This window comes from Neisseria lisongii, from assembly GCF_028463985.1.
Lineage (GTDB): Bacteria > Pseudomonadota > Gammaproteobacteria > Burkholderiales > Neisseriaceae > Neisseria > Neisseria lisongii.
Genome location: NZ_CP116766.1, coordinates 1181510 through 1193873, shown reverse-complemented (window position 1 = coordinate 1193873; position 12364 = coordinate 1181510). Strand labels below are relative to the sequence as shown.

The following is a 12364-nucleotide window of genomic DNA, read 5'->3' as shown; positions in this document are numbered from 1 at the left end:
TTTCATTTTGCTATCGTGAATGTACTTTATATTATTTACTCAACGCAATTTCACAACATCTTAGTTTTGGAGAAAACACATGTGCGGCGTATTAGGACTGGTCGGCTTCGAGCCGGTAAACCAATTATTGTATGACGGACTGCAAATGCTGCAGCACCGGGGGCAGGACGCAGCCGGGATTGTTACGGTCGAAGGCAGCATGTTCCATATGCACAAAGGCAAAGGCATGGTGCGGGAAGTATTCCGCACCCGCAATATGCGGGATTTGCAGGGCAATGCCGGTATTGCCCACGTCCGTTACCCGACAGCGGGCAATGCGGGCAGCAGCGCCGAAGCGCAGCCGTTTTACGTCAGCTCGCCGTTCGGTATCGTGTTGGCGCACAACGGCAATCTGACCAATACCGAAGAGCTGTACCGCAATGTGTGCGACCAGCACCTGCGCCACATCAACACCAGCTCCGATTCCGAAGTTTTGCTCAACGTATTTGCCCACGAATTGCGCCAGCAGGTAACCGGCAACGCCGACCGCCGATTAACGGTGGACAATATTTTCAACGCCGTAACCCAAGTTCACCGAAAAGTACGGGGCGCATACGGCGTGGTGGCGATGATTGCCGGTTACGGTATGGTCGCTTTCCGTGATGTGTACGGTATCCGGCCGCTGGTATTGGGCAGTCAGCTTGCGGAAAACGGCAAAAAAGCCTATGCCGTTGCGTCTGAATCAGTGGCCTTCAATGCCTTGGCATTTGATTTGGAACGGGACATCGAGCCGGGCGAAGCCGTGTTTATCAGTTTGGACGGGCAAATCTTTTCCCGCCGTTACGAGGGCGAAACCACATTAAGCCCGTGCCTGTTTGAATACGTTTATTTTGCCCGCCCCGATTCGGTGATTGACGGCGTGTCGATTTATCAGGCACGTTTGGATATGGGCGTATCGCTGGCGGAAAAAATCAAGCGGGAATTGCCGCTGGACGACATCGATGTGATTATGCCGATTCCCGACACCAGCCGTCCGAGTGCCATGGAATTGGCCATGCATTTAAACAAACCGTATCGGGAAGGCCTGATTAAAAACCGCTATATCGGCCGCACCTTCATCATGCCGGGGCAGGCGACCCGCAAAAAATCGGTGCGCCAAAAACTCAGCCCGATGGATACCGAATTCAAAGGAAAAAGCATACTGCTGGTGGACGATTCCATTGTGCGGGGAACAACCAGCCGTGAAATTGTCGAAATGGTGCGGGAAGCAGGCGCACGCAAAGTCTATATCGCCTCGGCAGCGCCCGAAGTCCGCTACCCGAATGTGTACGGCATCGATATGCCGACCCGTGAAGAGCTGATTGCCAACGGTAGAAGCGCCGCCGAAATCGCAGCGGAAATCGGTGCCGACGGTGTCGTGTTCCAAAATCTGGACGACTTGGAAACCGTAGTCAAAGCCCTGAATCCGAAAATCCAGTCGTTTGACTCATCATGCTTCAACGGTGTGTATCAAACCGGCGACATCGATGAAGCCTATCTTCAGCGGCTGTCAGCCGAAAAAGCCGGCTGCGGCGGTTTGAAAGTCCACCCGAGCAAAGTGGAACACAGCATCAGCATCAGCAACGACGAAGAATAAAATTTGACGCAGCCACAACATGCCGTCTGAAAAGGCACACGCATTTTCAGACGGCATCGCTGCATGATTTTTCAAAATATATCGCACACCAAAATGAGCAACGAAGTTAAAAACTACATCACCCCCGGCGGCTGGCAGGCTTTGAAAGACGAGCTGTACCAACTGGTGAATAAAGAACGCCCCGAAATTGTACAAATCGTCAACTGGGCAGCCGGTAACGGAGACAGAAGTGAAAACGGCGACTATCTCTACGGCAAACGCCGGATGCGGGAAATCGACCGCCGTATCCGTTTTCTGACCAAACGCTTGGAAGCCGCCGTGGTCGTTGATCCCGAACAGCGGGAAGCCACCGACCAAATCTTTTTTTCCGCCACCGTAACCCTGCTGCGGGGCGACGGCAGCGAGCAGACGGTACGCATAGTCGGTGTGGACGAAATCGATACCGCCAAAAACAAAATCTCATGGATTTCTCCGCTGGCCCGCTGTCTGATAAAAGCCCGGGAGGGCGACGAAGTCGTACTCAACGGGCCGGAGGGCAGGGAAACCATCGAAATTTTGGCGGTGGAATATATCAAGATTGATTGAAACAGGCCGTCTAAAAATCGGGTTGGATGATGGAAACGATTATTTTCGTGGCAGAGCTAATTGTATAGTGAAATAAGGAAAAAATAATGAAATACGCTTTATCTCAACCTGCAAAACAGGGGTTTATTTCTCGGAACAGTCCGCTTTTTGATGAAATTCATCACATCGTGGCTGAAAACAGCGAACGGCTTGCCCGTTTAAATCAAGGTTATCACGAGCCACAAGCACGCCGAGCTTTGCTGAGCGAAATTATCGGCGAAAGCGTGGACGACAGCGTAGTATTTAACACACCGCTTTACAGCGATTTTGGTCGCCATATTCAGCTTGGTAAAAACATATTTATCAATGTGGGCGTAATGTTTACCGATTTGGGCGGGATTGTGATTGAAGACGGCGTGCAAATCGGACCACGTGCCAATATTATCAGTGTCAATCACCCGTCCGACCCAGTAGAACGGCATGGTGTGTTGCTTGCACCAGTTCATCTTAAACGCAATGTGTGGATTGGAGCAAATGCCACGATTTTGCCCGGTGTTACAGTAGGCGAAAATGCGATTGTGGCGGCGGGGGCTGTCGTCAATAAAGACGTACCGGCGAATTGCGTGGTGGCGGGCGTACCAGCAAAAATCATCAAACAGCTTTAAGGCGATACAATGAAAAAACTCATTCTCGCACTACTCGGTTTGGTTTTCGTCGCTTGCACCCAAGCAGAACCCAAAACCGCCGTTAAGCAAGGAGAAAATATGAACATTCAGATAGGCACTCAGCAATTTCAAGCCGAGTTAGTGGATAACCCAACCGTTGCCGAATTAAGAAAATTACTACCGCTCACGCTAACGATGACGGATTTACACCGCAATGAAAAATACGCCAGCTTGCCCCAAACCTTGCCACGCAACGATCAAGCGGTCGAGCGGATTGAAGTGGGCGACGTTTTGCTGTTTCAAGGGGATACGCTTGTGGTGTTTTACGAAAGTTTTTCCACGCCTTACCGCTACACCCGTATCGGCAAAATCACCCAAAGCGAGCAACTTAAAAATGCGTTAGGTGCAGGATCGGCAACGGTCAGTTTTACGCTGAAATGATTAACGCAAAAGATACGGCAACAAAAAAACCGCACCATCAGGTGCGGCTAAGGCCACTATTAAAGCCGGATGAGGCTTTAAACGGTAAATTCTGTTGCACGCCTTTACAGCTTAACGCTGGCGGGCTTTAAAGCGCGGATTGCTTTTGCAGATAACATATACTTTGCCGCGGCGGCGGACAATCTGGCAATCCCGATGGCGCTGTTTGGCGCTTTTCAAAGACGACAAAACCTGCATTATTTTTCCTTTCTAAACGAAGTCATCATAGATTGGAAACGTTGGTTAAACTTGCTGGCTCGTCCTTCGGTGTTTACATTGCGCTGTTTGCCGGTGTAAACCGGATGGGAGGCGGCCGAAGTATCGAGTGCAAACAGCGGATATTCTACGCCGTCTTTCCAAACCATGGTTTTGCCGTGGGTTTCGGCGCATGAGCGAATCAGCCAGCCTTCATCTGCGCCGCTGTCGTAAAATAAAACAGTGCGGTAATTTTGCGGGTGGATATCTTTTTTCATGTTTCTCTCAACCTATAATGTTATAATATAACATTATACAGCTTTCCTGATGATTGGCAAATATTTTCGACGGTATTTTTATAACTTATTGAACAAACTTATTTTTATTTGAAATGAAACTGGGGTAAAGAGCCAAATTGATTGAGTAGGTTTTGCTGTATCAAACCTTAAATAAGAGTTTTGTATCGCCGCAACCCGTCATCCCCGTTTTCAGACGGCCTTCGCAGTGAAAATAATGTTCTACGACATTGTTACCTTTGTGTTACACCCCGATAAAAGACAAAAGCAGCAGCGGGCAATTCCTGATAAACTTGCAGCCGCAAGCCAAATCCCATATTCATGATAGAACCGTATGTATAAAGTCATACCGATTATCCATATTTTGTCCAAGCTGGGCATTTTGTTTTCCGTTTTGCTGCTGATACCCACGCTGATTTCGTATCTGCTGGCAGACAGTGCGTTTGAAGCATTCGCCCGCACGGCGCTGGTAACGATTTTCGGATCGTGTACCGTCTGGCTGCTGACCAAGCGTTTTCAGCGGGAACTGCGGCCAAGAGACGGCTTTACGCTGGTGATGCTGCTGTGGCTGTCGTTTGCCGTGATTGCCGCTATGCCGCTGTATCTGCATTTGCCGAATCTGACCGTTACCGACGCATTTTTTGAAGCGATGTCGGGGCTGACGACCACGGGTGCAACCGTTATCGACAATCTGGATACGCTCAGTCCGTCCGTCAATTTCTGGCGGCACATGCTCAACTGGCTCGGCGGCATGGGGATTATCGTGTTGGCGGTGGCCATTTTGCCCATGCTCGGTGTCGGCGGCACGCAGCTCTTTAAGGCCGAAATTCCGGGTTTGGACAAAGAAAGCAAAATGGCACCGAGAATTTCCCAAGTGGCCAAAAAACTGTGGGCGGCATACAGCCTGACCACAATTGCCGCCTGTCTGTCGCTGCATTGGGCGGGCATGAGCTGGTTTGATTCCGTTTGCCACGCCATGTCCGCCGTTTCGCTGGGCGGATTTTCCACGCACGACGGCAGCATCGCCTATTTCAATTCGCAGGCAGTGGAATGGATTATTGTATTGTTTACCCTGTTCGGCGCAATCAATTTCGCCAGCCATTTTGCCGCCGTGTCCAACCGCTCGCTGAAAGTCTATTGGCAGGACGAAGAATGCAGGGTGCTGCTGCTGGTGCTGTTGGGCAGCATAGCCGCCGCCGCCGTTTATTTGTGGTACACCGGCTTTTATCCTTCTTTTTCCGATGCGTTGCGCTTTACCGGCTTCAATCTGGTATCGGTCGGGCTGGCAAGCGGTTTTACCAATGCCGATTTTGCCCAATGGCCGCTGCTGGTGTCGCTGTGGATGTTTTTTTTGGCCAACGTGTTGGCAAGCTCAGGCTCGATGGGCGGCGGCATTAAAAACGTGCGTGCCTTAGTATTGTTCAAATTCAGCCTGCGCGAAATGATGATTCTGCTGCACCCCCGTGCCGTACGCACCGTTAAGGTCAATAACCGTAGCATTCCCGAACGCATGGCGCTGACAGTGATGTCGTTTATCTTTATTTATTTTATGGTGGTCGTGTTGTTCAGCTTTCTGATGATGGCATCTGGGCTGGACTTTATTTCCGCCTTCACCGCCGTTACCGCCTGCATTACCAACGCCGGCCCCGGCCTGAGCGAAATCGGCCCGAGCAATAATTATTCAGAGCTGAACGAAATCCAAAAATGGCTGTGCGTCATGGTCATGCTGCTCGGACGGCTGGAAATTTTTACCGTTTTGATACTGTTTACCCCCGCATATTGGCGGAAATAAAATGCCAAACCAAATCGAGGCCGTCTGAAAACCCGATTTCAGACGGCCTCGATTTGGTTTGTTCGCTTAAAACGATTCATTTGCCCGCAAATAACGCCATTTTCCCGGCGGCAGCTTGCCCAGCTTGACCTTGCCCATGCGGATGCGTTTCAAACCGACCACCCGCAGCCCGACCAGTTCGCACATACGGCGGATTTGGCGTTTTTTCCCCTGTTTCAGAACAAAACGAAGCTGGTCTTCATTTTGCCATTCCACCTTGGCAGGACGCAGTTTTTCACCGTCCAAACTCAAACCGTGATTGAGCAGGGCGAGGCCTTTTTCATCGAGTTTGCCCCGCACCCGCACCAAATATTCTTTTTCACTATTACTGTTTTCCCCAATCAGCTGCTTGGCAATACGGCCGTCTTGCGTCAAAACCAGCAACCCCACCGAATCAATATCCAAGCGCCCCGCAGGCGCAAGGCCGAATTTGTGTTTTTCGTCAAAAACAATGCGGCTGTCGTCGCCTTCCCAATGATTTTCCGCCGTAATCAAATCCGCAGCGGCCCGATACCCCTTTTCCGCCTGCGCACTGACATAACCAACCGGCTTGTTTAATAAAACCGTTACCCGCCGTGCCTGCTGCTCATGCGCCTGACGGTTGAGATCGATGCGGTCGCTCAAACACACTTTTTCGCCCAATACCGCCGTTTTCCCGTTCACCTTCACCCAGCCCTGTTCGATATAACTGTCGGCTTCCCGGCGTGAGCATAATCCTAATTGCGCCATACGCTTGGACAGACGCATGGTTTCCTGTTCATATATTGTCATAGTGGCTCTTTCTTAAAGTATGGCGATTATATAGCGAAATAAGCTCAAAGCACTACATCTGTACTGTCTCCGGCTTGCCTCCTTGTATTGCTTTGGGTTATTCCACTATAGCAAGGAACAGATATTGGAAACAGGCAGAAATTGAACATTTGAGGCCGTCTGAAAACCCTATTTTAGCTGAGCATAACCCGTTACACTCATTTTCAGACGGCCTAGTTTTGTTGGTTTAGGTTAAAAAACGGAAATCAGAAAAAATCTTCGTCCCAATCGCATTTGAGGGCGGCCTGTATGGTGTTCATATCGAAGCCCCGGTAGGCGAGGAAGCGGATTTGTTTTTGTTTTTCTTTGAGGTCTTGGGCGGGGTGTTTGAATTTTTTCTGCAAGACATTGACGGCGTTTCGCCGTTCGGTTTCTCTGTCGGGCAGGAGGTGGCGGCTGATGTCGGGGTCTATGCCTTGTTGGGCAAGGGCTTGTTTGAGGCGGTTTTTGCCGTGGCGGGCGGATTTGCTGTGGATATAGGCTTCGGCATAGCGGCTGTTGGATTGCCAGCCTTGTTCGGCAAATTCGTTTAATACGGCTTCTAATTCGGCTTCGTTTTCAGCGTAGGGGGCGAGTTTTTTTTTGAGACCGCTGCGGCTGATTTCTTGGCGGGAGAGTATGTCCATGGCTCTGGCGCGCAGGGATTTGGTGGGTTTGGGGGTGTGGCGGTTCATGGGGGTGGTTATTTGGCCGTCTGAAAATAATATACCGCAGTGGTTGGGTTGGTTTTGGGAAAAATAAAACCAACCCAACCGCTATAGTTCCGGTTTAATTGTTTTCCTGCGGTTTTTGCGGTTGCAGGTGTTCGTAGATTTCGGGTAGCGCACCGATCAGCCAGTCGGGTTTGGTGGCGGGGTCTTGCGAGAGCAGGGGCATGTCGCCGTAGCCGAAGGTTACGCCGACGCTGAGGCAACCGGCGGCTTTGGCGGCGAGGATGTCGTTGCGGGAGTCGCCGACCATCAGCATGTTTTCGGGGGCGATGCCCAATACTTCTGCGGCGTGGCGCAGGGGGAGGGGGTTGGGTTTTTTTTCGCTGAGGCTGTCGCCGCCGAGTATCAGGCTGAAGTAGTCTGCCAGTTTGAGCTGTTTGAGCAGCTCGACGGCGAGAATTTCGGTTTTGTTGGTGATGACGACCAGCGGAATGCCAAGGGATTTGAGCAGGGCGAGGCCGGCTTCGGTTTCGGGGTAAGGGCGGGTGAGGTCGCTCAAATGCGCCCGATAATAGTGCATATAGTAGATAAAGCCTTTTTCCCAGATTTTCGGATCGGCTTCTCGTTCCCGATCGTTGGTGATGACCCGGTGCACCAGTTTGGCGATGCCGTCGCCGACATAGCTTTCTACGGTTTGCTGCGGTAATTCATCCATGCCCAAATAGAGACGCATGGAGTTGGCGGCGGCGGCCAAATCAGGTACGGAATCGCATAATGTGCCGTCCAGGTCGAATGCGACAGCCTGAACGTGTTCGATAGCGGGCAGGGCCATGATGGTTTCTCTCTCTTAGTGTGTCAAACAAACCGGCGGCAGGGTGGTTGCCGCTGCCGCCGTGTGGTTTAGCCTAAATCAAAGGCTTTGTGCAGCACTCTTGTGGCCAGTTCCATGTATTTTTCGTCAATCAATACGGAAACTTTGATTTCGGAGGTGGAAATCATTTGGATATTGATGCCTTCTTCCGCCAGCGTGCGGAAGATTTTGGAGGCCACGCCGACGTGCGAACGCATACCCATGCCGACTACGGAGACTTTGCATACGGTGTCGTCGCCGGCAATGTCGGCCGCACCAATGCTCTCTTTCAGATTGTTGAGTAAATCCAGCGTTTGTTTGTAATCGCTGCGGGGTACGGTAAACGAGAAGTCGGTAGTGCCTTCGTTGCCGACATTTTGGATAATCATATCCACTTCGACATTGGCATCGGCCACAGTGCCTAAAATCTGATAGGCCACGCCCGGTTTGTCGGGTACGCCGCGAATGTTGATTCTTGCCTGATTTTTATCGAATGCAATGCCGGTTACGGCTGCTTTTTCCATGTTGTCGTCCTCTTCAAAGGTAATCAATGTGCCGTCGCCGCCTTCCTGCAGGCTGCTCAATACGCGCAGGCGTACTTTATATTTGCCGGCGAATTCAACGGAGCGGATCTGTAAAACTTTAGAACCCAAGCTCGCCAGTTCCAGCATTTCTTCAAATGTAATCGTGTTCAGACGGCATGCTTCCGGCACGACTCTGGGATCGGTGGTATAAACGCCGTCCACATCGGTGTAAATCTGGCATTCATCGGCTTTCAGCGCCGCTGCCAGCGCCACGGCGGAAGTGTCCGAACCGCCCCGGCCGAGCGTGGAAATATTGCCTTCGCTGCTGATGCCTTGGAAACCGGCAACAATCACAACCTTGCCTTCCGCCAAATCGGCACGCATTTTTTCATCATCGATGCTTTCGATACGGGCTTTGGTGTGGGCGGTATCGGTACGCAGCGCCACTTGCCAGCCGGTGTAGCTTTTTGCCGGTACGCCGATGTTTTTCAACGCCATTGCCAAAAGGCCGATGGTAACTTGTTCGCCGGTGGCCAACACCACGTCCAGCTCGCGCGGGTCGGGGATTTCCTGCATTTCGTGCGCCAACGCTACCAAGCGGTTGGTTTCGCCGCTCATGGCGGAAACCACTACCACGACATCGTGCCCTTCGGCACGGGCTTTGGCAACACGTTTGGCGACATTTTTAATGCGTTCGGCGGAACCGACCGAGGTGCCGCCATATTTTTGTACGATTAATGCCATGTTTCGTGCTTTCTGTTTCAGGTTCGCAAACGGCAGCCCAAGGCTGCTCGGGTGAAAATTCTCGCTGTATTATTACCAGTTTTTACACAAAGTTCAAGCCGTGAAACGGAATTATCGGCAGAGACTTGCAATCAGACAGATTGTCGACAAAACAGGCCGTCTGAAAATCGGTTTTCAGACGGCATATCTATCTCTTCCCTTACAAACATTCCTTTGAAAAAATGTACTTTATTCTACTTTTTCCTTTGAAAAAATGTGATAATACACCCAAATTTCCTTAGAAAAAGTATCTTTATGCAACGAAAAATCATTCAATCCTTAGCCAAATGGAAACAAAAGCCTAACCGCAAACCCTTGATTATCCAAGGGGCAAGACAGGTAGGAAAAACATGGGCGATGAAACATTTTGGCGAGCAAGCATTTGAGCAGGTCGCCTATATCAATTTTGATAACAATTCCCGAATGCGGACGCTATTTTCGGGCGATTACGACATCAACCGCCTGATCCTTGGCTTGAAAATTGAAAGCGGTGTGAATATTCAAGCAGAAAATACGCTGATTATTTTTGATGAAGTGCAAGAAGTGCCACAGGCGCTATCGTCGCTCAAATACTTTTACGAAAATGCACCGCAGTTTTATATCGTGTCGGCGGGGTCGCTACTGGGTATTTCGCTACATCATCAGGTTTCTTTTCCTGTGGGTAAAGTGGATTTTTTGCCGATGTATCCGATGGATTTTCACGAATTTTTAACCGCACTCGGCAAACAGGATTTGGTACAACTGCTTGAAATGCAAGACTGGGCGTTGATTAGCGCGATGAAAACGACCTATATTGATTTGTTGCGCCAGTATTATTTTGTCGGCGGAATGCCTGAGGCCGTGCAGACTTTCATTGATATGCAGAATTTTGATGCGGTTCGCCAAGTGCAACGTAATCTACTGATGGCGTATGAACAGGATTTTTCTAAGCATATCGGCGATGGGCAGACGGTGCAAAAAGTCCGCTCAATCTGGGCATCTATTCCCGAACAGCTTGCCAAAGAAAATAAGAAATTCATTTATTCACAACTGCAAAAAGGGGCGAGAAGCAAAGACTACGAAATCGCCCTGCAATGGCTGAAAGACAGCGGTTTGGCGCATAGCGTGCCACGCATTAAAAAGCCCCATTTGCCCCTTTCCGCCTATCAAGATAACGCTTTCAAATTATACAGTTTGGACGTGGGATTGCTTGGAGCGCAAAGCCATTTGGATGCCAGTGTACTGTTAGACGGCAGCCGTATTTTCAGTGAATTTAAAGGGGCTTTAACCGAGCAATATGTCCTGCAACAGCTGATTACCAACCAAGAAAACCCCGTTTTCTACTGGGCGACGGAAAAAGGCACGGCGGAAGTGGATTTTGTGCTACAGCGCAAACAATCGGTTATTCCGATTGAAGTCAAAGCCGAAGAAAATCTCAAAGCTAAAAGTTTGAAAGTCTATGTGGAACAGTTCCAACCCGAACAAGCCATCCGCTTTTCAATGGCGGATTTTAGAGAGCAAGACTGGCTGGTGAATGTGCCGTTGTATGGGTGTAGATTTAAATAATAGTAAGGTAGGTAACAATATGTGTAAAACTAATATTTTAGACCTAGATTGTGATGAGGCAAGATCTTTTTTCTTAAAACACGAAAGTTATTGCAATATAGATTTACCACAATATTTTTCGTTTTCCAAATTATTAGAGAAATTATCTAAAGCTATGCAGAATAAAAATTTATCAAATATTTCAGTTTCCAAAAATGACATAAATGCCATAGGAAAACTTGATAATGTAAATTACTTTATTTATGCCAATAAAGATGGAAGATTGTCTTGGCGACCTTTACAGATTATACATCCTTTGGTTTATGTTGATTTGGTTCATAAAATTACAGAAGAAGATAATTGGGAAAAATTAAAAGCAAGATTTTCTAAATTTCAACAAAATAAAAAAATTGAATGCTTAAGTATTCCTGTATGTTCTAAAAATAAGAAAAAAGATAAAGCACAACAAATCTTGCATTGGTGGGAAAATGTAGAACAAAAATCTATTGCATTATCTTTAGAGTATAATTATGTGTTTGATACAGATATAGCAGATTGTTACGGCTCTATTTATACTCATTCAATCGCTTGGGCGGTTGAATCTAAGTGCGTTGCTAAAACAAATCATTCGGATAGTCTTCTTGGAAATTATATAGATAAAAAGGTTCAAAGTGCTCAATATCAACAAACAAATGGGATTCCGCAGGGTTCTGTGTTAATGGATTTTATTGCTGAAATTGTTTTAGGCTATATTGATCGCATCTTAACTCATGAATTAAAAAACAACTATAATGAAATTACGGATTATAAAATTTTACGGTATAGAGATGATTACAGGATTTTTGTAAATAACAAAAATGATGGGGAAAATATTTTAAAATTACTATCCCAAATAATGATTGATTTTGGTCTGAAGCTAAACTCAAGTAAAACAAAAGAAAATAATGATGTAATTACTCAATCAATTAAAAAGGATAAGATGCTTTGGTTATCTTTTGGGGGTTATCATAGAAATTTGCAAAAACAGCTTTTGTTGATTAGACAACATAGTATAAATTTCCCAAATTCGGGCAGCGTAACTACTGAACTAAACAAACTAGATAAGAAGATAGAAAGATTAATAAAGAAAAATAGAAAAATTCACTCAACAAAACAACTAATTAGCATTGCTGCAGATATCGCCTACAATAATCCTAAAACACTACCTGTTTGCTGTTCAATTATCAGTAAGTTATTACAAGAATCTAAAGATAATGAATTATCAGAATTGGTTTACAACAAGTTAATTAAAATGCCTAACTCTGGATTTGCTGAAATTTGGCTACAGCGTATGTTGAAATCGGATGTGGATAGGTTTAAATTCTCAGAAAAAATGTGCTTGTTTGTTTCAAATCAAAAACCTGAATTATGGAATAATGAGTGGATAAAATCTCAAAGGATTAAGAGTATTATAGAAAACACTGATATTTTTCTAAAAGATGAATTTAACGAATTAGATAATATTATTTCTAATGAAGAAATTGATCTTTTTACTTATCAATAAATCATCAATGCCGTCTGAAAATCATTTCACACGG

General features: G+C 47.5%; 13 protein-coding genes. 7 read left to right on the top strand and 6 right to left on the bottom strand.

Annotated elements, in window-relative coordinates:
- The first annotated feature begins 79 nt into the window (after positions 1 to 79).
- The 4 genes from purF (at position 80) to PJU73_RS05345 (ending at position 3285) form a co-directional block, all read left to right on the top strand.
- Positions 80 to 1615 (top strand): amidophosphoribosyltransferase, encoded by a 1536-nt coding sequence (gene purF / locus PJU73_RS05360; RefSeq protein WP_237091523.1) that lies wholly within the window; start codon positions 80 to 82, stop codon positions 1613 to 1615.
- Positions 1616 to 1708: 93 nt separating this feature from the next.
- Entirely contained in the window at positions 1709 to 2200 is a 492-nt protein-coding gene (greB, locus tag PJU73_RS05355) for a transcription elongation factor GreB (RefSeq protein ID WP_237091538.1), read from the top strand.
- 86 nt (positions 2201 to 2286) lie between these two features.
- Positions 2287 to 2844: a sugar O-acetyltransferase gene (locus tag PJU73_RS05350; protein WP_237091524.1), complete on the top strand. Its 558-nt coding sequence runs from the start codon at positions 2287 to 2289 to the stop codon at positions 2842 to 2844.
- Positions 2845 to 2853: 9 nt separating this feature from the next.
- Positions 2854 to 3285 (top strand): cyclophilin-like fold protein, encoded by a 432-nt coding sequence (locus tag PJU73_RS05345; protein WP_237091525.1) that lies wholly within the window; start codon positions 2854 to 2856, stop codon positions 3283 to 3285.
- Between the two features lie 111 nt (positions 3286 to 3396).
- On the opposite strand, the gene ykgO is transcribed toward PJU73_RS05345, so the two are convergent.
- Positions 3397 to 3522, bottom strand: a complete 126-nt coding sequence (gene ykgO / locus PJU73_RS05340; protein ID WP_237091526.1) for a type B 50S ribosomal protein L36 — start codon at positions 3520 to 3522, stop codon at positions 3397 to 3399.
- Positions 3522 to 3797, bottom strand: coding sequence for a type B 50S ribosomal protein L31 (locus tag PJU73_RS05335; protein WP_237091527.1), 276 nt, complete (start codon positions 3795 to 3797; stop codon positions 3522 to 3524). The genes ykgO and PJU73_RS05335 overlap by 1 nt, the downstream gene beginning before the upstream one ends.
- A 352-nt stretch (positions 3798 to 4149) precedes the next feature.
- On the opposite strand from PJU73_RS05335, the gene PJU73_RS05330 reads away from it, so the two are divergent.
- Positions 4150 to 5607, top strand: a complete 1458-nt coding sequence (locus PJU73_RS05330) for a TrkH family potassium uptake protein (RefSeq protein WP_237091528.1) — start codon at positions 4150 to 4152, stop codon at positions 5605 to 5607.
- A gap of 66 nt (positions 5608 to 5673) precedes the next feature.
- Here the strand turns inward: PJU73_RS05330 and PJU73_RS05325 are convergent, their stop codons facing one another.
- The 4 genes from PJU73_RS05325 to PJU73_RS05310 all read right to left on the bottom strand — a co-directional run bounded on the left by PJU73_RS05325 (position 5674) and on the right by PJU73_RS05310 (position 9224).
- The gene (locus tag PJU73_RS05325) at positions 5674 to 6417 is read right to left on the bottom strand and encodes a pseudouridine synthase (RefSeq protein ID WP_237091529.1); all 744 of its coding nucleotides are present in this window, start codon (positions 6415 to 6417) and stop codon (positions 5674 to 5676) included.
- Positions 6418 to 6662: 245 nt separating this feature from the next.
- Positions 6663 to 7130 carry a recombination regulator RecX gene (gene recX, locus PJU73_RS05320; RefSeq protein ID WP_237091539.1) on the bottom strand — a complete coding sequence of 156 codons (468 nt, stop codon included), beginning with the start codon at positions 7128 to 7130 and terminating at the stop codon, positions 6663 to 6665.
- A gap of 94 nt (positions 7131 to 7224) precedes the next feature.
- The gene (locus PJU73_RS05315; RefSeq protein WP_237091530.1) at positions 7225 to 7938 is read right to left on the bottom strand and encodes a phosphoglycolate phosphatase; all 714 of its coding nucleotides are present in this window, start codon (positions 7936 to 7938) and stop codon (positions 7225 to 7227) included.
- Positions 7939 to 8006: 68 nt separating this feature from the next.
- The gene (locus tag PJU73_RS05310; RefSeq protein ID WP_237091531.1) at positions 8007 to 9224 is read right to left on the bottom strand and encodes an aspartate kinase; all 1218 of its coding nucleotides are present in this window, start codon (positions 9222 to 9224) and stop codon (positions 8007 to 8009) included.
- Positions 9225 to 9518: 294 nt separating this feature from the next.
- Here PJU73_RS05310 and PJU73_RS05305 point away from each other — a divergent pair, with 294 nt between their 5' ends.
- Positions 9519 to 10808, top strand: coding sequence for an ATP-binding protein (locus PJU73_RS05305; protein WP_237091532.1), 1290 nt, complete (start codon positions 9519 to 9521; stop codon positions 10806 to 10808).
- Complete coding sequence (locus tag PJU73_RS05300) at positions 10789 to 12330, top strand: RNA-directed DNA polymerase (protein ID WP_237091533.1); 1542 nt, start codon at positions 10789 to 10791, stop codon at positions 12328 to 12330. Before PJU73_RS05305 ends, PJU73_RS05300 begins: the two co-directional genes overlap by 20 nt.
- The last annotated feature ends 34 nt before the right edge of the window (positions 12331 to 12364 follow it).

Excerpts from the sequence above, each read along its gene's own strand:
- PJU73_RS05315 (WP_237091530.1), bottom strand. The coding sequence starts at position 7,938 with ATGGCCCTGCCCGCTATCGAACACGTTCAGGCTGTCGCATTCGACCTG.
- PJU73_RS05345 (WP_237091525.1), top strand. The coding sequence starts at position 2,854 with ATGAAAAAACTCATTCTCGCACTACTCGGTTTGGTTTTCGTCGCTTGC.
- PJU73_RS05310 (WP_237091531.1), bottom strand. The coding sequence starts at position 9,224 with ATGGCATTAATCGTACAAAAATATGGCGGCACCTCGGTCGGTTCCGCC.
- recX (WP_237091539.1), bottom strand. The coding sequence starts at position 7,130 with ATGAACCGCCACACCCCCAAACCCACCAAATCCCTGCGCGCCAGAGCC.
- purF (WP_237091523.1), top strand. The coding sequence starts at position 80 with ATGTGCGGCGTATTAGGACTGGTCGGCTTCGAGCCGGTAAACCAATTA.
- PJU73_RS05325 (WP_237091529.1), bottom strand. The coding sequence starts at position 6,417 with ATGACAATATATGAACAGGAAACCATGCGTCTGTCCAAGCGTATGGCG.
- ykgO (WP_237091526.1), bottom strand. The coding sequence starts at position 3,522 with ATGCAGGTTTTGTCGTCTTTGAAAAGCGCCAAACAGCGCCATCGGGAT.
- PJU73_RS05330 (WP_237091528.1), top strand. The coding sequence starts at position 4,150 with ATGTATAAAGTCATACCGATTATCCATATTTTGTCCAAGCTGGGCATT.
- greB (WP_237091538.1), top strand. The coding sequence starts at position 1,709 with ATGAGCAACGAAGTTAAAAACTACATCACCCCCGGCGGCTGGCAGGCT.
- PJU73_RS05305 (WP_237091532.1), top strand. The coding sequence starts at position 9,519 with ATGCAACGAAAAATCATTCAATCCTTAGCCAAATGGAAACAAAAGCCT.
- PJU73_RS05350 (WP_237091524.1), top strand. The coding sequence starts at position 2,287 with ATGAAATACGCTTTATCTCAACCTGCAAAACAGGGGTTTATTTCTCGG.
- PJU73_RS05300 (WP_237091533.1), top strand. The coding sequence starts at position 10,789 with ATGGGTGTAGATTTAAATAATAGTAAGGTAGGTAACAATATGTGTAAA.
- PJU73_RS05335 (WP_237091527.1), bottom strand. The coding sequence starts at position 3,797 with ATGAAAAAAGATATCCACCCGCAAAATTACCGCACTGTTTTATTTTAC.